The sequence below is a fragment of the Mycobacterium sp. 050272 genome, assembly GCF_039023525.1.
Taxonomy (GTDB): domain Bacteria; phylum Actinomycetota; class Actinomycetes; order Mycobacteriales; family Mycobacteriaceae; genus Mycobacterium.
This window is the reverse complement of the sequence record NZ_JBCHKV010000029.1, coordinates 16,919-38,130: the sequence shown is the minus strand read 5'-3', so window position 1 is coordinate 38,130 and position 21,212 is coordinate 16,919. Positions and strand designations below refer to the sequence as shown.

The window sequence follows — 21,212 nt, the reverse complement described above, 5'->3', positions numbered from 1 at the left end:
GAGTTCGAAGCAGCGTTCTACGATGCACAACGGACCGACCAACCCCTGGTCGAAATCCAATAGCCCGAGCCTCCGGCAGAACCAGGGCGTTTCAAACCGCATGTGCGCGCAGTTTGAGCGTAGGTAACCCCGCGACGCCGTAACGATCCATCCTGGGTGTCGAAAGGCTAGGAAGCGTGACCGACCCGACGAGCGGAGCCAAGAAAGGCACAATGTCCGCCAAACATCCGGTGCGGATAGGTGTTCAGCTGTGGGCTGGTGGAACGCCCGACTACCGGACGTGGCGACAGGCGGTGCTGCACGCCGAGGAGCTCGGCGCCGACGCCATCTTCGGCTACGACCACTTTCATAAGCCATTTGTCGACGTCGTCGACGGCACTCCGCAGCTGCAGGACGAGCAGCCCGAGGTCAACAATTTCGAAGCGTGGACGGCCCTGGCGTCGTGGGGCGAGATCACCAGCCGCGCCGAAATCGGCCTGCTGGTCAGCGGGATGCCGTATCGCAACCCCGACCTGGTTGCGGATATGGCACGCACTGTCGATCACATCAGCGGGGGGCGCTTGATCCTGGGGCTCGGGGCGGGCTGGTATCCGCAGGATTTCATCGCCTACGGGTACGAGTACGGCACGGTGCGATCGAGGATGGATCAGTTCGACGAAGGCTTGCAGCGCATCGAATATCGGCTCAACCATTTGACTCCCAGCCCGTTGCGCCAGATCCCGATCCTGATCGGCGGAGGCGGTGAGCGGCGCACCATTCCCGCCGCCGCGCGGCACGCCCACATCTGGCACAGCTTCGAGCCCATTGAGGAATTCCGCCGCAAGAACGATCTCCTCAAGCGGCTCGCCACCCAGGCCGGCCGCGACGAAGCCGGCATCGAACGTGCGATGGCGTGGACCGATGCCAAGACCGCCGACGCCTTCCTCGACGAGGGCGTCACGCTGTTCACGACCGAAATCCATCCCGACGACAACGGGTACGACTTCTCGGAGCTGGAGACGATGCTCACCTGGCGCGATCGATAATCGACGGCGGCCCGAGGGCTGCGGACCGGGCGCATCAGTGGAAGTATCACGGGCGTGGCCGATAAGAAACCGCAAACGATCTCTTACCCGGCGCCGGAATCGCGTCCGCGCCGCCACGACTACGACCCGCTGGACCCCCACGTCATCGTGCTGTTCGGCGCGACGGGGGACCTGGCCAAGCGCAAGCTGATCTCGGGCCTGGCCTACCTGGACCAGTCCGAGCTGGCACCCGATATCCAGATCGTCGCGACGTCGCTCGAAGAGATGTCGGACGACGAGTTTCGGGATCTCGCCAAGAACGCAATCGACTCCTACGGGACCCACAAGCTCACACCCGAGCAGTGGGCCGACTTCTCGAAGATTGTGCGCTACGTCCCGCAGGGCGCCGGACCCGAGGCACTGGCCGCCGCGGTCGCCGAGGCTGAGGCAAACCTGGGCCCGAAGGTACGGCGACTGCATTACCTGTCCGTCCCGCCGAAAGCGGCACGCGACGTGATCATCATGCTGCGCGACGCGAATCTCGTCGAGCGCTCCCGGGTGGTGATGGAAAAGCCGTTCGGCACCAACCTGGAAAGCGCGGTGGCCCTCAACGACTTCCTGCACGACACATTCGATGAATCACAGATCTTCCGCATCGACCACTTCCTGGGCAAAGAGGCGGCGCAAAACATCCTCGCTTTCCGCTTCGCCAACGGGCTGTTCGAGCCGATCTGGAACCGCAACTTCATCGACCACATCCAGATCGACATTCCCGAAACCCTGGGTCTTGATCAACGAGCGAATTTCTACGAAAGCACCGGCGCCTACAAAGACATGGTCGTCACGCATTTGTTCCAGGTGATGGCATTCGTGGTGATGGAGCCGCCGACCGCCCTTGAGCCGTATGCCATCAGCGAAGAGAAGAACAAGGTTTTCCGCTCGATGCTGCCGGTAAAGACCTCCGACGTGGTGCGCGGCCAATACAACGGGTACCGCGAGGAGCCCGCGGTGGCAAACGATTCCGACACCGAGACGTTCATCGCGCTCAAGGTCGGCATCGACAATTGGCGCTGGGCCGGCGTGCCGATCTACCTACGCACCGGCAAGAAGATGGCCGAAGGCATCCGGATCATCTCGATCGCATTCAAAGAGGCCCCGCGCAGCATGTTCCCGCCGGGATCGGGAGTGGGGACCCAGGGTCCCGATCACCTCACGTTCGATCTGGCTGACAACTCCAAGGTTTCGCTGTCCTTCTACGGCAAGCGGCCCGGTCCCGGGATGAAGTTGGACAAGTTGTCGATGCAGTTCTCCTCGAAGGAGATCGACACGGCCGACCAGACACTGGAGGCCTACGAGAGGCTCATTCTCGACGCGATGCGCGGTGACCACACACTGTTCACCACCGCCGAGGGTATCGAATCACTATGGGAGCGTTCGAAAGAACTGCTCACCGACCCGCCGCCGGCCAAGGTGTATCCGCCCGGGACCTGGGGTCCCAACGCGATTCACCAGTTGATCGCCCCTAATGCGTGGCGGTTGCCGTTCGAGCGTGGCTGGCGCGAAGCCAGGACCTAGCGGGGTTGCACGTCAGAGCACCATCCACGACAGGACCGAGGTTTGCAGTCCTGACAGCACGCAGATGAAAATCAGGAACACCGCGCTCCACAGGATCACGCGGCGGAAGATATCGCCTTCTTTTCCATGCATTTCCACCGCAGCGGCGGCAATGGCGAGGTTCTGCGGCGAGATCATCTTGCCCAGCACCCCGCCCGAGCTGTTGCCCGCGGCCATCAGCAACGGCGAGAGCCCCGCTTTGGCCGCCGCCGTCACCTGGAGGGCACCGAACAGAGAGTTCGACGAGGTATCCGACCCGGTGACCGCCACGCCGAGCCAGCCCAGAATGGGGGAGAGCAGTGCGAAAGCGCCACCGGCCCCGGCCATCCATGTTCCCAAAGTAATGGTCTGTCCGGAGGCGTTCATCACGAAAGCCAGTGCCAACACAGCCATTACGGTCAGGATCGCCCAGCGAAGCTGATACAGCGTCGCCCCGTAAGCCTTGATCGCGCCGGCGGCCGACAGACGCAGCACCGACATCGCGACGATGCCCGCGACGAGCATCTGAGTGCCGGGCGTGGTCAGCAGGTTGAAGGTGAAGTTCGGAAGCGTCGATGGGCTGCCCTTGGCGGTGAGCACGTGCAGTCCCGGCCAATGCACGGTGTAGGTCGCGTAGTCGAGATACTGCTTCACGATTGGGATCTGGCAGAGCACGAAGATGGCAATGATGATCGCGTACGGCGCGTAGGCGCGAACCACCTCGGCGCGCGACTCGGGTCGCCCGAGGCTCTCGGCGAACTCCGAGCTCATCGATTCCGCGCCACCCCCCACCACCACCGCGGTTCGCGGTGCCGTTTGCACACGCCGGACCCGCAGCAGTAGCACCACGGCACCGGCGGACAGCAGCGAGGCCACCACGTCGGCCAGCGGCACCGACACGTAGTTCGAGGTGGCGAATTGGCCGACGCCGAAAACGACGCCCGCGGTCAGCGCCACGGGCCAGGTGTCGCGAATTCCGCGCCGGCCGTCGACAATTGCGACCAGAGCCAGCGGGACGAAGACGGCAAGTATGGGCGTCTGACGCCCGACCATGGCGCCCAGCGTGTCACTCGACAACCCGGAGACCTTGCCGAGAACGATGATGGGTGTGGCCATCGCCCCGTAGGCGACCGGTGCGGTGTTGGCGACCAGCGCCAGCACCGCAGCCTTGAGCGGTTTGAAGCCCAGCGCCAGCAGCATCACCGAGGTGACCGCCACGGGCGCGCCGAATCCAGCCAGGGCTTCGAGCAGCGCGCCGAATGAAAACGCGATGATGATCGCCTGGATGCGATGGTCGTCGCTGATGCTGGCGAAGCTGCGCCGCAGCACGTCGAAATGGCCTGTCTGCACTGTCATCTGATACACCCAGATCGCGTTGATCACGATCCAGAGGATCGGGAAGAACCCGAAGACGGCGCCCTCGCCGCTGGCGAGCAGCACCTGGCCAATTGGCATGCGGTACAGGGCAACTGCGATCGCTATCGCGACGGCCAGCGAGATCAGTGAAGCCATCCACGCCCGCAGGCGCAAAACGCCGAGCATCACGAAGAGCATCCCCAGCGGCAAGGCCGCCACGAGTGAACTCAAACCCAGAGAGTGAGCAAGAGGATCGAGGATCTGACGATACATATTGGCACCTTATGAATCACCGACGACGCTTTGCCGCGGATCAATGCGCTGACAACCACTAATGTCCGAAAAAGATTTAGAGGTTGGTTAAATCAATCAGTTTATTTAGGCGTAGAGTCTGCACCAGCTTCCACGCCGGCAGCCCGCCGGCCGCAACCGATGAGACCGGCGAACAGCAAAGGAAGAAGACATGTCGCAAGGTGTTGCCGCAAAGAACGCCACCGAGCAGCTGGTGCTCGACTTCATCCACGCCTTCTATGGGCAGACCATCGACATCGACGCGGCAATTGATCTGGTGGCTGAGGACTTCCGGTGGCAACTGCATGTGCCGCTCTCGCCCGTGATCGCCGGACGCGACGCGGCACGCGCGGAGCTGGAGAAGCACAACAGCCTTTCGACGGGGATGATCGAGGGCAGTGAAATCCGCATGATCGTGTCGACGGGTGACACGGTTGTAGTCGAGCGAATTGATGTGAATTCACTGGGCGGCGGCGAGCCGGTCACGTTCTGTGTCGTCGCGGTCTTCGAAGTCCGCGACGGCGCGATCACTCACTGGCGTGAGTACTGGGACACCAGTCACGTCGCAAAGCAGATCGGCATCGAAGCGGCCCACATGTTCGACGCCCTGGCTTAGTCGGCGGGCAAATCCCGCGAGCGCTTGTTGGCGTACATGCGCTGGTCCGTGAGCCCTGGGTCCCAACCACCCCCGTCGTGGTGGCACGGCACGGGGCGAACGGCATTCGAAACCATTGCGGGACGCGTCAATTGCCCGGGAAGGCGTTGACGCCCATTACGAGCGCGGCCGTACCGCCGTAGAGGTAGCCGACCTCGACGGCCTCGGTGATCTCGGCTTCCGAAGCGCCCGCGGCGCGCGCGTTGTCGGCGAGCGACCTGACGCCATCGGGATGCGCGGCGATCGCGTCGGTGATCATGCCCATCAGCAGCTTGTACTTGACGGGAATGGCTCCGTCCTTTAGGACTCGCTCGCGCATCCCTTGATACGAGCCCGCGAATTGGGGGTCACGCTGTTGAACCGCCGCAAGCCACGGGGGATCGTTCCACGGCGCTGGTGCAGGGGGAGCCGGGTCGGCGCAGCCGCTCGGTGGGACGCGGCCCGGGCCGACATCGCCGCACCCATCGGCGCCACTGCGCGCCGCGCCGAACAGGCCCCCACAGATGATCAGCGCGGCCACCAAGACAGCAGCGCACGCTTTGAATGTATTCGTCATGGGGGCACGTTACGCGCGTGCCATCGCTACTGCAACCGAAAGAGGTTGCAGCACTTAGTGATAACGCCTCATTGGCATCGCGTCGATGAATCTGCTCGAAGCCGGGACCGCGTAGGGAACCTAAAGCTATTGGACAGCAGCACTGTTCACATCTAGTGCCTGCGGCTCAGCCGGCGGCGGTGAGGATTTTGATCGCGAAGATCAGTGAATCGCCCGGCCGGATGCCCGCGCTGGGCTGACCTTCCGGGTATCCATCCGCGGGGACCATCGCCACGGCGACCGTGGAACCGACCTTCTGGCCGGCGATGGCCTTCTGAAAGCCGGGCACGACGCCGGTAAGCGGGAAGTCAACCGGGGCACCCCGGTCGAAGCTGCTGTCGAACACGGACCCGTCGCGCCCATTGACGCCCATGTAGCAGACGGAAACCTTGGCAGTCGGTGAGACCACGGGCCCGTCTGCGACATGCAGCGGGTGTACCTGGGTTTGGTTCACACTGAACGGCGCCGTGACGGTCACCCGGGGCGCGGTCGTATCCGTGGGTCCGATGACGGCGATGCTGCCGGTGGTCCCTGACAGCGTCCAATCGGGTGTGCCACCTGCCGGCGGTGCCGCGGTGGGGCACGAGCCGGCCGCGATTGCCGTGCCCGATCCAGCGAGCACCGGAACGATTGCCGCGCAGGCCGCGAACACGATCGAGGAGTACACCCGGAGAGACTTCACCGGCGTCACGCTACAGCTACGTGATTTACCGACATCGCCGACCCGCGGTGCGCCGCTTTGCCTGACGCGATTGCCGCCCCATTCTTCGGGAGGTCGTCATTTGACGGGGCAATTCGCTATTCTCCGTATCTGCGCTGCTGTGCACGCACTGGCGCCCTTGCTAACGGGAAAAGAACGGAAGGGAAGCAAATGCCCTCACCTCGCTGGCTCGTTAAACTCGCGATCCCAATGATGGCTGGCGCTGCAATGGTGACGAGCGCGGCGACGGCCAATGCCGTTACTCCCCAAGACGAGGCGTACCTCAATCAGTTGCGCGCCGTGGGCCTGACGTGGCCGCCGCAGACAGAAGAGGCACTCATCGGGGAGGCACACCTCATCTGCTACGACCTCACCTGGGGTTGGACGCCACAGGAGATTGCCGACGAAGTACACGCCCACTTGGACAAGAGGAGCGTGACGTTGCCGGACGTCGGAACTATGGTCAACGCCGCACACTCGGTGTACTGCCCCGGCAATGTGTGCGACGCCCCGTCACTTTGCACCTGACCTGACCAGCTGAACGGGACCACAATCGCCCGGGATCGCTCAGACGATCGGGCGCCATGCACCGAGGACAGCCGACCGGTACCAGCCCTGCCGATTTCGAATCTGAACTCCAATCACGTTCTGGGCACTCTCGCGGCTGTCGATGATGTGTTGGTCATCGATGTAGATGACCACATGCGAGGCTTGGCTCTCAGTTCCATTGGGGTGCAGATAAATTAGGTCTCCCGGCGCAAAGCTCCCGTCTTTGGGGATACGAATGCCCATCGGGCCCGCCTTGCCGTCGTATTGCTGGTGGACATCGCCATTGAACTTGATGCCCAAACCGTAGTTGTAGACCCACGCAGTGAAATTGGAACAGTCCAAGCCTCGCCCGGCGCTCCAGGCAATCGGCTCATTCGGGCTGTCGGTGTCCGGATTCTCCTCGGCAGCACCGGCATGAGTCGAGACCGGCGGGTCCCAGCCGGGAATGTGATGGTGGCGGTATTGCAGCCCCAGCGCATTGTCGGGGGCGTAGATGTAGCGCATTGCCGTAGCCAGGATCCGTTCCCGCTTCCACGTGCCGGCATCACAACCCGCGCCCGGCGGGATGGACGGCGGCGGCAACGCGTTCGCTGCCGGTCCCCAGCCCTGGTTCAAGTAGTGGCCCTCGGCACTCGTGCGGTACCAGTCCGAAGTCGGAACCGGGCTTTGCGGCAGCGCGTCACGGCTAGCGAAATCCGCCGTCAACGAGTCTCGGGTGCACGAGAAAGGGTAGGCCTCGCCGATGTCGCCCCGCGAGATTCCGGCCGAGGCTCCGGTTAGCACCGAAGCGGCTGCCCAGACGGCGAACAGCATCGGCATAGGAAGCTTTATCCGATTGGTCAACGGACTCCCTGCTCAGTCGGATGGTCGGCGCTGACGAAGCAATATTAGGAGTGCTCAGCGGATGAGGTACCGGTTCTGATCGACTCACGACAATGGGTTGACCTCGTATGCCGGGGCGCGGTTCGATGATGAATACACCACGAGGGGAGACCCGAAGTGAGGACGTGCGTTCGCCATCTAGCTGCCGTCGTCATGCTGACGTTGGCCACATTCGCAACCACGACGATCGTGGCGCCGGCGGTGAGTTCGGCCGACTGCGCTGACGGGCAGTGGTGGGACCCAACGGGCAAGGTCTGCCGGCCGCTCGGTGTCGGGCCGCAACCATTGGCGTGTGACGCGGGCCAGTGGTGGGACCCGACTGCCAATATCTGCCGGCCACTCGGCGTGGGCCCACAACCGCTGGCGTGCGACAACGGCTGGTGGTGGGATCCGGGAGCCAACGTGTGCCGTCCGCCGGTGGTAGCGCCGCCAGGCTGATGCCGCCCGCAAGGGGCAACTAATGCAACGGAAGCAATGCCGAGCTCAGCAGTATTTAATTCCGAATAGCCAAATTGCGAAGAGAACACCCCCGGAATACCTGATCAGGCGATAACGGTCCAGCCGTCGCAATAATCTGCGAGGATATTGAGCTTCAACGCCGCGGGGCGGAGGGGGCGCGTTGTCGTTTCAGGGTCGTCGCCTGCAGTTGGGGCTATCTGCCGTCGTGGTCGCTGCGGCGGTGTTCAACGCGCTCGCCCTGTGGGGATCGGCAACGGCGCAACGGGTGCAGTTTGTCCTCGAAGCAGCGCTGTGTGCTGTCGCGTTGTTCGTCGGGCTCGTCGTTGTGGCCCGGGCATCCGGCCTGTCGCGATGGTGGCGAGTTTCGCTGCTGTCAGCGATCGCCACCTTTCTGGCTGCCGAGTCCCTCGCACACCTGGTCGGCGGCACCCACCCCGGCGGAGCCGCGCCGGCGCCTGCCGTGGCCGGGTACTTTGTGGCCGGCCTGTTGTTCTGCGTGGCGATGCTGCTCCTCGTGCGCGCTGGCCGCAGTTGCGACGTCCCCACCCCAGCGCGCGGCTGGCCGGCGGTCATCACGACCATCCTCGACGGACTGGTGAGCACGCTGGCGTTTTGCCACCTGGTGTACGTCGCCCGGCTGGGCGCGATGGACGGCGCTGCGCTGCCGCGGTCAACGAACATCGAGGTCGTCTGGGGAATCGCCGGTGTCGAGCTGATCACGGTGGTGGGCGCGGTTCTCCTTGCGATGTGGTATCCGCCGTACCGGCCGGGCCGGGCGAACTACATGCTGCTTGCGGCCGCGGTGATTACCCTCGCCTCCTCGGACAGGCTGCTTGCCTACCTTCAAAGCGTCGGTGTCACCACGCTGAATCTGTGGGTCGGCATCGGATTCGTCCTGGCCCCGCTGTTCATCGTGTGGAGCTTGTTCGTACTGCCTCCGAGGCCACGCCCGCACGACGACGAACAGGCCACGAACTGGGCGCGGCTCACCCTGCCCTATGTGGGCTTCATGGGCAGTACCGCGCTGCTCACCTTTCAAGTCCTGGTCGGCCGGGGAATCGACGCGCTTTTCGCCAGCACCTATTTGGCGATGGCGCTGCTCGTCGCGACCCGCTACGTGGTGGCGATGCAGGTGCAGCGGATACTCACCGCACAGCTTGTCGACGCCAAACGCCGGCTGGCCTATCAGGCCCACCACGACGCGCTGACCGGGCTACCCAATCGATTGCTGTTGGCCGAGCGGCTGGACGAGGCGATCCGCGACGGCCCGTTCGTCTTGATCTTCGTCGACATCGATGACTTCAAAGAAGTCAATGACCGTTTCGGGCACGCGGCCGGCGACGAGTTGCTGTGCGCGATCAGCGCGCGCCTACAGAGTTGCCTCGGCCCTCCCGACACGCTGGCCCGCATCGGGGGAGACGAGTTCGCCATCCTCACTGCCAGCGCTGTCGACACACCGGAGATGATCGCCGACCAGCTCCGGGTCGCTCTTCGAAGTCCGTTCTCAGTGCACGGGACTTCGGTGCGGGTGCGAGCAAGCATGGGCCTGGTCCGCCCCGGTTACGACGAGGGTGCGCCGACCTCCGACGATCTGCTCAGGCAAGCCGACATCTCGATGTACACCGGAAAGCGGCTCGGCAAAGACACGGCCGTGGTGTACCGCCCGGCGTTCACCGTTTCAGAGGACTTTGCGACAGCGCTGCGACAAGCGAATGGCGCTGTCCCGCAAGGCTTTCAGCTCAAGTATCAACCCGTGGTGGCCCTCCCGGACGGCACGCCGGTCGCGGTGGAGGCACTTGCTCGGTGGACGGCACCGAGCGGAATACAGATTCCTCCGCAGACCTTCGTCTCGCTGGCTGAAGCCAATGGCATGGGAGCACAACTTGATGCACTGGTGCTCGATCAGGCCTGCGCGCAGATTCAAGCCGCAGGTCTCGATTTGGACCTTCACGTCAACATCGGTGCCGCGCGGCTCGGCAGTGTTGACTTCGAACGTGCCATCGGCCGCATTCTCGCGCGGCACGGGTTATCGCCGCATCGACTCGTCCTGGAGATCACCGAGACGGTCCCCATCGTTGATCTCGCCGCCGGAGCCGCCGCTATCAGACGGTTGAACGCACTGGGCATCGGCGTCGCGTTGGACGATTTCGGCACCGGTTACAACTCGCTGACCTATCTGCATGAACTGCCCGTGCAAATCGTCAAGCTCGACCGTGGACTCGCGGCGGGCGTCGGCCCGGAACGAAACCTCACGCTGTACCGGTCGGTCATCGGCCTGTGCGAAGCGCTGGGGCTCAAGGTAATAGCCGAAGGGATCGAAACCCCCGAGCAGGCGGATACGGTATTCATGGCCGGATGCGGATTGGCACAAGGCTATTTGTTCGGAGCCGCATCCGGGCTAGCCGATCTCGCCACATCTTCCACGAGACACTGAATACCGTTGCTGCACAACAGTAGCTGCCGAATGTCTGGGCAAATCTGATGCGGCTGCAGAATTGACGCTAAGTGGAGCTTACTGAGGCATTCTCAGCTCCGCCGCCGATTAATCGCTCTGCGCCAATAGAACTCAATCACGCGCGCGAAATCCACCCGGTTGCACCGTATGCCGGATTACCATGTGGCTATGGGCGCCAACGGCCAGGGTGCGCACCCAACCAGCGTCGAACCAGCAAATTCCGAGGCGTTGGTTCAAACCCTGCTGGGCCTGTTGCGGCGTCGGCTGGGTCTCGAAACGGCGTGGATAGCGTCCTTCCACCAGGGCATGCAAGTAGTCGAGGTGGTCGACGGCGACACCCCAGGCTTGAGTCTCACGCCGGGAGACCGATCGTCGTTGTCTGGGTCGTATGGCGTGCGGGTTATCGATGGGCGGCTGCCCGCCGTCATCCCGGACACGTCGGCCGATAGAACCGCGGCCGTCCTGCCCAGAACACGCGAAATGGGCCTGGGTGCGTATGTCGGCATCCCGTTACACGGCCCGAGCGGCTCCACCGTCGGGATGGTGTGTGCGGTGAGCCAGCACCCTAAACCGCATCTGGCTCACGTAGACCTACAAGTCGTCAACAAAATGGCCGACCTGATCGGCGCCTTGCTGGAATTACCGGCGGATACGACGAATGTCCGTGCCGAACAGCGCGAAGGGGTCCGCCGCGTGGTCGCCGAGCGTGACTTCGAGGTCATCTTCCAAGCGGTGCACGATGTGTCGACCGGTGAAGTGGTCGGCGTCGAAGCGCTCGCGCGCTTCCCGTGCGAGCCCTTTCGCCCCGATCTCGTCTTCGGCCAAGCAGCGCTGTTGGGCATGGACATCGAGTTGGAGACCGCGGTCATCGCGCGTATCTTGTCGCTGCTGCCGCAGCTTCCGGAAGACGTTTTCGTCGCGGTGAACATCTCTCCATCGGCGGTGCTACTGACTCCCTGGCCTGAGCTGCTCGCCGAGGTCGACCCGTCACGTCTGGTCCTGGAGATCACCGAGCATGATGCGGTCGAGAATTACGACGCTCTCGACGACGTACTCGAAGAATGCCGGGCACGCGGTATGCGGGTGGCGGTCGATGACGTGGGCGCCGGGTTCTCCTCGTTTTCTCACGTATTGGAGTTGGCACCCGAATTCATCAAGATCGATCAGTCCATCACGCGCAACATTGATGCCGACGACGCCCGGCGCCGGCTGGCTCAATCCATTGCGGAATTGGCGGCGCAGATCGGCGCGACCGTAATCGCCGAAGGGGTGGAAACCCAGGGCGAACTGGACGCCGTCAGTGCCGCCGGCATCCTTTGGGCGCAGGGCTACCACCTCAGCAGGCCCCAGTCCCACTCTCACGGTTTTGCGGCCTGCGGTGCCGTCGCCGAACCGGTCGACCAGTCCTTCGCTGTTCTCGACCTGCTCGGGGAACGACGGTTCGAGCTGGCGCTGACGCATTCACCGATCGGCATGGCCATCGTCGGCCTCGACGGCTCGTTCCAGCGCACCAACCGGGCGCTGCGAACAATGCTCGGCTACAGCCGAAACGCTCTGGCCGGCCTGACCTTCCAGGAGATCACGCATCCCGAGGACCTGGATGCCGACCTGGCGCTGCTCGCTGAGTGCCTCGCGGGCCGCCGCCGCAGTTACCGCATAAACAAGCGCTACGTCGCCGCCGACGGACGCATCGTGTGGTGCGACCTCACTGCCGTGCTCGTGCAAGGCCATCGAAACCAGCCTCGCTGCTTCGTCTCACAAATCCTCGACGTCACCGCGGATCGCATGCGAGAGGCCGAGTTGGCCCGCCAAGCCACCACCGACACCCTCACGAAGATTGCCAACCGCTCCGCCGCTTGGAGTCAGCTCGAGCAACTCGACGCGGCCGGCAAGGGCTACGGCGTCCTGTTCTGTGACATCGAGCAATTCAAGTTCATCAATGACCGGTACGGCCACCGAGCCGGCGACGAACTGCTGATCGAGGTCGCTGACCGCCTACTGATGGCCATCGCAGATGATGATCTCGTCGCGCGCTGGGGTGGCGACGAATTCCTGGTTATCACCAACGCTGTTGACGATCGCGGACTCACGCTCCTCACCAAGCGAATAACCGGCCAGGTGCAGCGGATGCCGATCACGCTCGCCGACGGCACGGCGATCTCCATCGTTTTAACGATCGGCTCCGCAGCGCACCGACCGGGAGATGGCCGATCGATCGACGCCGTCCTCGAGCGCGCCGATCAGGCCATGTATGAAAAGCGGCGCAGCCAAACCAACATCTTTCGCCTCTCAAGCGGTCAGCGTGCCCCGCGCTCTTCGTGAGGTAATGCTGCTGCGGGACAGCATCTTTAGCGGTGATCACCCGCGTCCGCGCCGATTTCGCCTACGCCATCAGCGACCGCAACCACGGCTCGTTGACGGTGGCCGAACGCTGACATTGCGGGCGCAGCTCAGCCTTCGTCAGGAGTCAGGCATGATCTCAACCGGATGCTCACTCAAGGGTTCGATGACGATTCCGACATTTTTCATCAGCTCGATTGAGCTGTTGGTTTCCATCACCGCCTTTACATCACCCTCGAGGATCATGTACCCGGCGCGGTTCGTTCGCTCGTAGAACTCTTTCATCGCTTCCACACTGCGAAAAACGGGCATGAACCAAACACCGTCGCGTTCAAGTAAGAACGGCTTTTGTCTGCCGTCCTTGGTGTCACCAAACGGGGTCGAGTAGTACACCTTGGCGTCAGCGGGACGCTTCTTCCTTGTGAATAAGCCCACCGAAACTCCTTTGCGCCGCCCGCCATTGGCCGTAGCGCACTACCGCGCCGGCCGGCCAGGAAGCTCCATGTTGCCAGACCGACGGAGTGGGCTGCGTTGTAAGTTCGTTCGGAGCTACGAAGACAGCGATCGCGCGGACAGGTACGGCTATTGAGAGGAAACCCATGAGAACGAGCGCATGCCGCTGCGCGGCCGTCGTCGGCCTGGCAGCCGTCGCGCTGATCACTGTGGGCTGCAGCAACGGCAAGAACGTCAACGCGTCGGCCCCGCCGCAAACCAGTGTGAACGCCACCTCCACGTCTAACCCACAGGCACAGCCCACCGAGGTGAAGCTCGTCGGGGACGGCGGCGTCGAGGTGACTCTGACCGGCCCGATCGCCGCGAAGTACGCGTCGGCAACCGAGAGCCAGAGGCAGACGCTGGGCAAGCCACTGACGGGTGACCGCAACGCCGGCACCAGGCCGAGTGGCCTGGTATTCCAGCAATTCCAGGGCGGTGTGATCACGGCCAAAAATGACCAGGCCGGCGCGGCGGCGTACATCACCACGGGCAAGATCCGGGATGCCTGGAATATCCCACGCGATCCGGACGGCACACCTGCGACCACCGGCACTAACGGTTCGGCGGGACCGCTGGGTTTGCCCACCAGCGACGTGAACACCGTCGGCGATCGGCTCGTGTCGACCTTCGAGCACGGCAAGATCGAGTACAACCCGACGACCGGCCAGGTCGGGGTGACGGTCAACGGCAAGGTCGTACCGTCCGGTCTCTAACCCGAATCGCGGGCAGCGATCTCGCCCCTACCGCACATCGCCACCTGGATGGCTGCCGTGGAGGTTCCACTGACCGCAATCGGGAGCCAAAACGTCGTTGACGTCGACTTCAAGTCCGCCGACCTTAGGGCCGGGATTGGACGCGGTGCTCACGACACGCTGGTAGAGGACGGCGGCGGGGTGGACTTGATTGCCGGACCAGGCTCGAGTTTGCCAGAGCCACCGGCGGCCAGGTGTGCTCGAAGACCCGACAACGCCATCGTCCGCGGCCCACTGACACACCCTGACGCCTCCATAGACACCGGTGCGTTGAACGCCGAGAACCGAGTTGATTCCGCGAAACCACTGCAGCGCGGTGTGACTCCAGGTATCTCGATTGATGTCCTCGTCGATGGTGAAGAAAATCGGCGCACTCTCGCCGCCGCCGGCCGCGGTATGCAGCTGCCAGGCGGTTCGCGCGTCCGCGACGCCGCCCGCGTAGCCCCGCGTGAAGTCGGACGGTGCTGAGCTACCCGGCTTGCCGAATTGGTAGTTGCTGACGATCACCAGACCCGCGGATTTCAATGAGTCGGCGTAGGACCGGGTGATCGGTTTGGCGCCAAACGACGAGCCAGGACGCGACATCGAAACGTAGTTGACCACCCCGCTATAGCCGGCAGCGCGGATCTGCTGCGCCGGAATCTGGTGCGCGGCAAAGTCAATCAGCTGAGGGGGAGCAGCGGCAGCCGCCGTGGGCATGCCGCAGGCGACTGATGCGGCACCCAGGCCGGCCACCACAGCGGCGTAGCGCAGCGCGTCGCGCCGGGAAAAGACACGCGGTCGCGCGGTACTGGCCATCGGGGGCAAATTGTGCATCGCGCGATGTTAACGATGTGACTGTTGTTACCGATAGACCTGCGCCAGCCGAAACGCGGTTGCATTCCCAAAGAGATACCAAGTGGTGACCGTTCGGAAATGATCTATCAGGCCCGCACGAAACAAACCGGCGCGCAAGCAGATTGACGTGTCGGCGTTAACCGACTTGCGCCACGATCGCCCGCGCCGCACGCTCGGCGATGAGCATGACCGGCGCGTTGGTGTTGCCGGAAGTGATGGTGGGCATAGCCGAAGCGTCGGCTATGCGAAGGCCGGCGACGCGATACACACGGCAGTCGGTGTCGAGCACCGTGGCTGGCGCCCGCGGCCGACCTTGTGCGTCAAAGGCTCCCATCGCGCAGGTGCCCACCGGGTGGAAAATCGTCGTACCGAGTTCACCGGCCGCCTGCTGCAGCTCTTCGTCGCTCACCAGTTGCGGGCCGGGAAGCAACTCCTGCGGGCGGTAGCGGGCCAGAGCCGGCGCCGCCATGATCTGCCGCGTCATCCGCAGGCCGATCACAGCGGTTTTGCGATCGGCGTCAGTCGACAGGTAATTGCAGAGGATCTTCGGGCGGGTCAGTGGATCTGGATTCGCGATGCGGACATGGCCGCGCGAACTGGGTCGTAAATTGCAGACCGAGGGAGTGATCGCTCCGAAGGGATGCAGGGGTTCGCCGAACTTCGCCAACGACAAGGGCTGCACATGCCACTCCAAATCCGGACTGGCCAGCGTCGGGTCGCTCCTGGTGAAAGCCCCCAGAGTGGAAGGCGGCATGGTCATCGGCCCCGATCTCAGCAGCAGGTACTGAATTCCCATGCCCGCGCGGGTGATCCAGTTGCGGTACAGCGTGTTGACGGTCGGGGCACCCCGGATGCGGTAAACCGATCGAAGCTGTAGGTGGTCCTGGAGGTTTTCGCCCACTCCGGGCAGGTCGACGTCCACCGGCACTTGATGCTGGGCAAGCAGGCCGGCAGGGCCGAGGCCCGAGACTTGCATCAGATGCGGCGACCCAATAGCTCCGGCGCTCAGAATCACCTCCCGGCGAGCCGCGACGTCGACGACTCGGCCTCCTCGGAGCAGCCGCACGCCGGTGACGCGACGCTGCGCAGTGGTCCAGGCGCCGCGACGCTGGGCGGCCTGGACCTGGTCGTCCAGCAGAAGCCGCAAAGCCTGCGTCTGTGTGTAGACGGTGAGATTCGGTCGGTGGGCGATGGGATGCAGGAAAGCATCGGCCATCGACCAGCGACGGCCGCGCCGTTGGTTGACATGAAAGTACGCACTGCCGGCGTTGTCGCCCCGGTTGAACTCCTCGATGGGGGCGATGCCCACCTGCGCGGCAGCGGCCTGCCAGGCGTTCAAGATCTTCCAGCTCACCCGCGGCCGCTCGACGCGGATCTCACCACTTGCGCCGTGCCACTCGTCGGCGCCACCGAAGTAGTTTTCCAACTCTTTGTAGATCGCCAGTGTCTGGCCCGGACGGTCCGCGCCACCCCAAAGCCATCTCTCGTCGCCGGTAGCCTGCGCCCACAGCTCGTAATCGCTGGCCTGTCCGCGCATGTGGATCATCGCGTTGATCGACGAGCAGCCGCCGAGCACCCGGCCCCGCGCGTAGAGGATGCTGCGGCCGGCCAGACCTGGCTCGGGCTCGGTCGTCAAACACCAATCGGTGCGCGGGTTGGCCATTGTGTACAGATAGCCCACCGGGATCTTGATCCAGAACCAGTCATCTTCACCACCGGCCTCAATGAGGAGCACACGGCGATCTGGGTCGGCGCTGAGCCGATTGGCGAGCAGGCAACCCGCACTGCCTGCCCCCACGATGATGTAGTCGAAGTCGGCGTCCGGGCTCATTCCGGTATCGGTCCTCCAGGCGTCGGATGCGTGTCCGCAATGTGCGCGAACACCAGCTCATCTCATCAAAGTACGAGTGGCCATGACCAGAGTCGACCATTGACCACGCACAATGCCGTAGCCGCCACACCTGAAAACTGTTGGTGTCGCGATGAGTTTCGCCGGCCGGTGCAGTCTTATCCCCATGGGCAAACTCATCTATGGCTTCAACGTGTCGGTGGACGGCTACATCGCTGATTCCCAGGGCAATATCGACTGGAGCGATCCGAGCGAAGAACTGCACCAGTACTGGAACGACTTCGAGCGGGAGACCGAATGCGCGTTCTACGGTCGCCGGCTCTACGAATTGATGTCCGCGTACTGGCCGACCGCCGACGCGGCCCCGGACGCCACCCCTCTGATTGTCGACTTCGCCCATATCTGGCGCGAAATGCCCAAGGTCGTCTTCTCGCGCACCCTGGAATCCGTCGACTGGAACTCCCGCTTGGAAAGGGGCGACCCGGTCGAGGTGGTAGCGAAGTTGAAAGCCGAAACCGACGGCAGGCTGGAGGTGGGTGGCGCGACGCTGGCCGCACCGATCGTGCAGGCCGGGCTGGTGGACGAGTACCGGATCGTGGTGGCGCCTACGGCCCTGGGCGGCGGCACCCCGTTCTTCCCGACACTGCCGTCGTGGACCTCGCTGCGACTTCTGGAGAACCGCACCTTCCCGCGCGGCACCGTCCTGCTGAGATACGAGGCCATCCACGACAGATCGACCGTGTGCTGTGACCGTTAGGGATCGTTACCGCAATCGTGATCTCGCACACGTATCTTCGAGTACACGAGAAGGTTTCGACCTTGCAATAAACGCCAATGGCGTCCGCAAGCCCGGGGGGCTGACATGACGACCGCTATCGCCGCGCATGACTTAGTCGAGATAGACGCGGACGACGCGCATGACGATGTCCTGTTGGCAGTCGCGAAAGTGAACGCGAAGGCCCGTCTTGGGGATTCCGTTGTCGTCGAAGAAAAGCCGCGCTGGCAACTCACCGAAGAAGAGATCGTGCGCGCGTCGATCACGGTGATTCTGGTGGCCCTCATGACGGTGATTAGCGTCGCCGCAGTCGCGATCTTGACGATGGGCTAACAGCGGCGACCCTGATGACCGAGTTGGTTAAAAGGGTTGAGCCATAAGCTCAGAACAGCACGATGCCGAGGACGGCGATGGCCCCCAACCCGGCGGCACCCAGCAGGGGCAGCTGACCGCGAACCACCAGCCGACTCGGTCAGCGAATCGTCCCGCTCAAGCGCCGGTGTCCGCGAGCGGCGTAGTGGTGTCTGAAAATCTCAACAGGGAAGGTCGGCATGACCGTCCGACAGTGGCGTCCATTCCGCATCGTCGGCGAGAACGCCAAGGTCTACCTGGTGGCCAATGCGGCTGCCTACGGCTTGTTTCTGGTCGGCTTCTGCCTCGGTCTGTCCTTCCCGCAATTGAGCCGGGCCCAGCACACGCGGTTAGAGCAAGACGGCACAGCCGATCTCGTCCAATCACTGCTCACACATCCCTGGCTCTTCGCACTGACGATTCTCGGGGTGAACACGCTGAAGATGGGTGCACTGACCATCATTGTGCCGTCCATGATCGTGCCGTTCGCGGGCATCGCGCTGTTCGCCTACTGGGCGTTGAGGACGGGGATGACACTCGTCCCGCCGAACGACATCGGCTGGGTGGCTCTTATCCCGCACTCGTTGACGCTGATCGTCGAGTTCCAGGCCTATGTACTGCTGCTGTTGGGTGCCTACCTGCTCGGCAAATCCTGGGTCGTCCCATGGACCGTCGGAGCCGAAAACCGCCGGCGGGGCTACCTACGCGGTCTGCGGGACCTCGGCTGGCTGGCACTGCCGGCCCTGACCTTGCTCGTGGTCGGCGCGGTGTACGAGGCGTTCTCGTTGCGCTACTTCGTGCACCCGCTGGCCGCATGGCTTTTGTACCGGTAATACCGTGGCGCTATGGCCGCGGTGACGACGCGCGATCGGCGTGACAACGGGGGAGAAGTGCCGCGCCGGCGTCGAGCACGCATTAAAGCCATTGGCCTACCTGAAAATAGGACCGAACAGGATGGTTGAGGTGCTCTACTGATTCACCATGAGATCGAGGCGGAGCTATTGCGCGGGCTCGCTGAGCTCGAGCGCACCCGCCGGGGCTGGTTGCCGCACAGACTCCCGGCTCGTGCACGTGCGCAGTGTGACGACCCGCAGCTACTCGGGGCCGAATCGCAGCCGTCCGGAGTGCGGCTGGCGTTCCGGACGGCTGCATCTGCGGTCGAGCTCGAATTGCATCGCACGCGAGTCGTTTTGACCGGCGTCCCCGACCGGCCCGACGGCACCGTTGATCTCGTCATCGACAATCGACTGACAGCTCAGGCGCCAACGTACGAGGGCGACACGGTGCGTGTCGACCCGGTGACCGGCGCGAGCCGACGGGAATCGGGTCCAACGGCGACCATCCGTTTCGACGGCCTGACTCCTCGCGCGAAAGACGTCGAGATGTGGTTGCCGCACTACGAGCGGATCGAAATGGTCGCGCTGCGCACCGACGCAGCGGTCGAGCCCTTGTCCAGCCCCCGGAAACGCTGGGTGCACTACGGCAGTTCGATCAGCCAGGGCTCGAATGCCGCGAGCCCGAGTACCACGTGGCCGGCGATCGCAGCGGCGCTGACCGGTGTGGAACTGATCAACCTCGGACTCTCCGGTAGCGCGCTGCTGGATCCGTTTGTCGCCAGGGCCATTCGCGACCAATACGCGGACGTCATATCCGTGAAACTGGGCATCAATCTTGTCAATGCCGACCTGATGCGCCAGCGGGCATTTGCACCCGCCGTGCATGGATTTCTGGACACCATTCGCGACGGGCATCCCCGGACGCCACTCATCGTCGTCGGTCCACTCTACTGTCCGATCCACGAAATAACCCCGGGCCCAGGAGCTTTCGATGCCGACGAGCTCCGACACGGCAGGGTTCGGTTCATTGCGACGGGCGATCCCGCCGAGGCAACGCGATTGGACGGCTTAGGCCGACTGACCCTGCGCTACATCCGTGACCAACTTGCCGCCATCGTCGCGCGAAGACGCGACGATGACTCGTTCATCCACTATGTCAACGGTTCGACGCTCTACGGACCGGCTGACGAAGCAATTCATCCGCTACCTGATCAGCTCCATCCGGACGCGACCACACATCGGCTGATCGGGGAGCGATTCGCCGCGTCGACTCTGCGCCCGGTGCTACGGGCAGCCCTGACCGACATCCGGGATGATTGATCAGGTGAAGTCGGCACGGTCAGTTCCGTCCGCATTGCGTATGGCCGTGATCGGGAATTGCTAAGCGATGCCACCCGTGCGCGAGGGTGGCTGTCGCAGTACCTGTATCACCAGGAGCTCCCCGCCGGCCACGCCGCCTGCTTAACGTGTAGCCGTTCCCCGACTGAACGTAGGGGAAGCGACGGGGTCACGGAAGCGGTTGGGCCACGACAGAAGGGACCAGGATCACATGGCAGAGAACCAATTTGTCACTCACACAGAACTTTTCGATCTCAGCGGCAAGTACGCCCTTGTCACTGGCGGCACCAGGGGCATCGGGATGATGATCGCCGGCGGCCTCCTCCGGGCGGGTGCAAGCGTCGTCATCAGCTCACGCGGCGCAGAGGCGTGCGCCCAGGCACAGCATCGACTGTCCGAATTCGGCAACGTTCAAGCGATTCCCGCCGATCTGTCCAGGCACGACGAGTGTCAGCGCGTCGCTGATCTCGTCACGACCGATTCCGGACGCCTGGACATCCTCGTTAACAATGCGGGAGCGATGTGGCGTGAGCCGCTCGCGACGTTCCCGGACGAGGCCTGGGATTCGGTAATCGACCTCAATCTCAAGTCACCGTTCTGGCTGGTGCAGGCGTTGCTGCCCGCACTGTGTAGGGCGGGCACCGCTGATAATCCCGCACGGATCATCAACATCGGCAGTATCGCCGCCATTCACGTCGCCCAGTCGCCCAATTACTCGTACGCCGGCAGCAAAGCAGCGCTGCATCAGCTCACCAGAGTGCTTGCCAGAGAGCTGGGCCCGCAGCACGTGACGGTGAACGCAATCGCACCGGGAGTGTTCCCATCGCAGATGATGGCGTCCACGCTCGATGCCATCGGCGACACGATCGCGGCGGTGGCGCCGCTGCGCCGGCTCGGCCGCAACGACGACATGGCGGGTACCGCTGTGTTTCTCGCCAGCCGGGCGGGGTCCTACCTCACGGGCGCCATCATCCCGGTAGACGGCGGCATCGCGACAACCGCAACGGGTACGCCCTAGGCCGTCGGCGCGTGGCTTTGGTAGCGACCGACGCCAGCTCGTGAACACTCCGATCGGGTCTCCACGCGGCGTTAGAGGTACC

At 63.7% G+C, this 21,212-nt stretch carries 20 protein-coding genes; 13 read left to right on the top strand and 7 right to left on the bottom strand.

Annotated elements, in window-relative coordinates:
* The first annotated feature begins 212 nt into the window (after positions 1–212).
* Together AAHS21_RS30255 and zwf are read left to right on the top strand one after the other, a co-directional pair.
* Positions 213–1,025: an LLM class F420-dependent oxidoreductase gene (locus AAHS21_RS30255; protein ID WP_342931057.1), complete on the top strand. Its 813-nt coding sequence runs from the start codon at positions 213–215 to the stop codon at positions 1,023–1,025.
* Positions 1,026–1,079: 54 nt separating this feature from the next.
* The gene (gene zwf, locus AAHS21_RS30250) at positions 1,080–2,579 is read left to right on the top strand and encodes a glucose-6-phosphate dehydrogenase (RefSeq protein ID WP_342931053.1); all 1,500 of its coding nucleotides are present in this window, start codon (positions 1,080–1,082) and stop codon (positions 2,577–2,579) included.
* A gap of 12 nt (positions 2,580–2,591) precedes the next feature.
* On the opposite strand, the gene AAHS21_RS30245 is transcribed toward zwf, so the two are convergent.
* Positions 2,592–4,226, bottom strand: coding sequence for an L-lactate permease (locus AAHS21_RS30245; RefSeq protein ID WP_342931052.1), 1,635 nt, complete (start codon positions 4,224–4,226; stop codon positions 2,592–2,594).
* A gap of 190 nt (positions 4,227–4,416) precedes the next feature.
* Here AAHS21_RS30245 and AAHS21_RS30240 point away from each other — a divergent pair, with 190 nt between their 5' ends.
* A complete protein-coding gene (locus tag AAHS21_RS30240; protein WP_342931051.1) occupies positions 4,417–4,860 on the top strand; it encodes a limonene-1,2-epoxide hydrolase family protein in 444 nt (147 codons plus the stop codon).
* A gap of 127 nt (positions 4,861–4,987) precedes the next feature.
* On the opposite strand, the gene AAHS21_RS30235 is transcribed toward AAHS21_RS30240, so the two are convergent.
* On the bottom strand, positions 4,988–5,455 hold the full coding sequence (locus tag AAHS21_RS30235) for a carboxymuconolactone decarboxylase family protein (protein ID WP_342931050.1): 468 nt from the start codon (positions 5,453–5,455) through the stop codon (positions 4,988–4,990).
* A 166-nt stretch (positions 5,456–5,621) separates the two neighbouring features.
* Positions 5,622–6,176, bottom strand: a complete 555-nt coding sequence (locus AAHS21_RS30230) for an FKBP-type peptidyl-prolyl cis-trans isomerase (RefSeq protein WP_342931049.1) — start codon at positions 6,174–6,176, stop codon at positions 5,622–5,624.
* Between the two features lie 228 nt (positions 6,177–6,404).
* Here AAHS21_RS30230 and AAHS21_RS30225 point away from each other — a divergent pair, with 228 nt between their 5' ends.
* Complete coding sequence (locus AAHS21_RS30225) at positions 6,405–6,722, top strand: DUF732 domain-containing protein (RefSeq protein WP_342931048.1); 318 nt, start codon at positions 6,405–6,407, stop codon at positions 6,720–6,722.
* Between the two features lie 39 nt (positions 6,723–6,761).
* Here the strand turns inward: AAHS21_RS30225 and AAHS21_RS30220 are convergent, their stop codons facing one another.
* Entirely contained in the window at positions 6,762–7,586 is an 825-nt protein-coding gene (locus AAHS21_RS30220; protein WP_342931047.1) for an NlpC/P60 family protein, read from the bottom strand.
* A 156-nt stretch (positions 7,587–7,742) separates the two neighbouring features.
* Between AAHS21_RS30220 and AAHS21_RS30215 the strand changes: the two genes are divergently transcribed.
* The 3 genes from AAHS21_RS30215 to AAHS21_RS30205 all read left to right on the top strand — a co-directional run bounded on the left by AAHS21_RS30215 (position 7,743) and on the right by AAHS21_RS30205 (position 12,861).
* Positions 7,743–8,063, top strand: coding sequence for a hypothetical protein (locus AAHS21_RS30215; protein ID WP_342931046.1), 321 nt, complete (start codon positions 7,743–7,745; stop codon positions 8,061–8,063).
* Positions 8,064–8,244: 181 nt separating this feature from the next.
* Positions 8,245–10,518, top strand: coding sequence for an EAL domain-containing protein (locus tag AAHS21_RS30210; protein WP_342931045.1), 2,274 nt, complete (start codon positions 8,245–8,247; stop codon positions 10,516–10,518).
* A 189-nt stretch (positions 10,519–10,707) separates the two neighbouring features.
* A complete protein-coding gene (locus AAHS21_RS30205; RefSeq protein WP_342931044.1) occupies positions 10,708–12,861 on the top strand; it encodes an EAL domain-containing protein in 2,154 nt (717 codons plus the stop codon).
* A 138-nt stretch (positions 12,862–12,999) separates the two neighbouring features.
* On the opposite strand, the gene AAHS21_RS30200 is transcribed toward AAHS21_RS30205, so the two are convergent.
* Positions 13,000–13,314: a hypothetical protein gene (locus tag AAHS21_RS30200; RefSeq protein ID WP_342931043.1), complete on the bottom strand. Its 315-nt coding sequence runs from the start codon at positions 13,312–13,314 to the stop codon at positions 13,000–13,002.
* Between the two features lie 164 nt (positions 13,315–13,478).
* Here AAHS21_RS30200 and AAHS21_RS30195 point away from each other — a divergent pair, with 164 nt between their 5' ends.
* Entirely contained in the window at positions 13,479–14,087 is a 609-nt protein-coding gene (locus tag AAHS21_RS30195) for a hypothetical protein (protein ID WP_342931042.1), read from the top strand.
* A gap of 27 nt (positions 14,088–14,114) precedes the next feature.
* On the opposite strand, the gene AAHS21_RS30190 is transcribed toward AAHS21_RS30195, so the two are convergent.
* A complete protein-coding gene (locus tag AAHS21_RS30190) occupies positions 14,115–14,942 on the bottom strand; it encodes a DUF1906 domain-containing protein (protein ID WP_342931041.1) in 828 nt (275 codons plus the stop codon).
* Positions 14,943–15,099: 157 nt separating this feature from the next.
* On the bottom strand, positions 15,100–16,794 hold the full coding sequence (locus AAHS21_RS30185) for a GMC family oxidoreductase N-terminal domain-containing protein (RefSeq protein ID WP_342931040.1): 1,695 nt from the start codon (positions 16,792–16,794) through the stop codon (positions 15,100–15,102).
* A 184-nt stretch (positions 16,795–16,978) separates the two neighbouring features.
* Here AAHS21_RS30185 and AAHS21_RS30180 point away from each other — a divergent pair, with 184 nt between their 5' ends.
* From AAHS21_RS30180 to AAHS21_RS30160, 5 genes are all read left to right on the top strand, one after another.
* Positions 16,979–17,569, top strand: a complete 591-nt coding sequence (locus AAHS21_RS30180) for a dihydrofolate reductase family protein (protein ID WP_342931039.1) — start codon at positions 16,979–16,981, stop codon at positions 17,567–17,569.
* A gap of 105 nt (positions 17,570–17,674) precedes the next feature.
* Positions 17,675–17,920, top strand: coding sequence for a hypothetical protein (locus tag AAHS21_RS30175; RefSeq protein ID WP_342931038.1), 246 nt, complete (start codon positions 17,675–17,677; stop codon positions 17,918–17,920).
* Positions 17,921–18,138: 218 nt separating this feature from the next.
* The gene (locus AAHS21_RS30170; protein WP_342931037.1) at positions 18,139–18,771 is read left to right on the top strand and encodes a stage II sporulation protein M; all 633 of its coding nucleotides are present in this window, start codon (positions 18,139–18,141) and stop codon (positions 18,769–18,771) included.
* 168 nt (positions 18,772–18,939) lie between these two features.
* Complete coding sequence (locus tag AAHS21_RS30165) at positions 18,940–20,094, top strand: SGNH/GDSL hydrolase family protein (protein ID WP_342931036.1); 1,155 nt, start codon at positions 18,940–18,942, stop codon at positions 20,092–20,094.
* Positions 20,095–20,323: 229 nt separating this feature from the next.
* On the top strand, positions 20,324–21,130 hold the full coding sequence (locus tag AAHS21_RS30160; protein WP_342931056.1) for an SDR family oxidoreductase: 807 nt from the start codon (positions 20,324–20,326) through the stop codon (positions 21,128–21,130).
* Positions 21,131–21,212 lie beyond the last annotated feature (82 nt).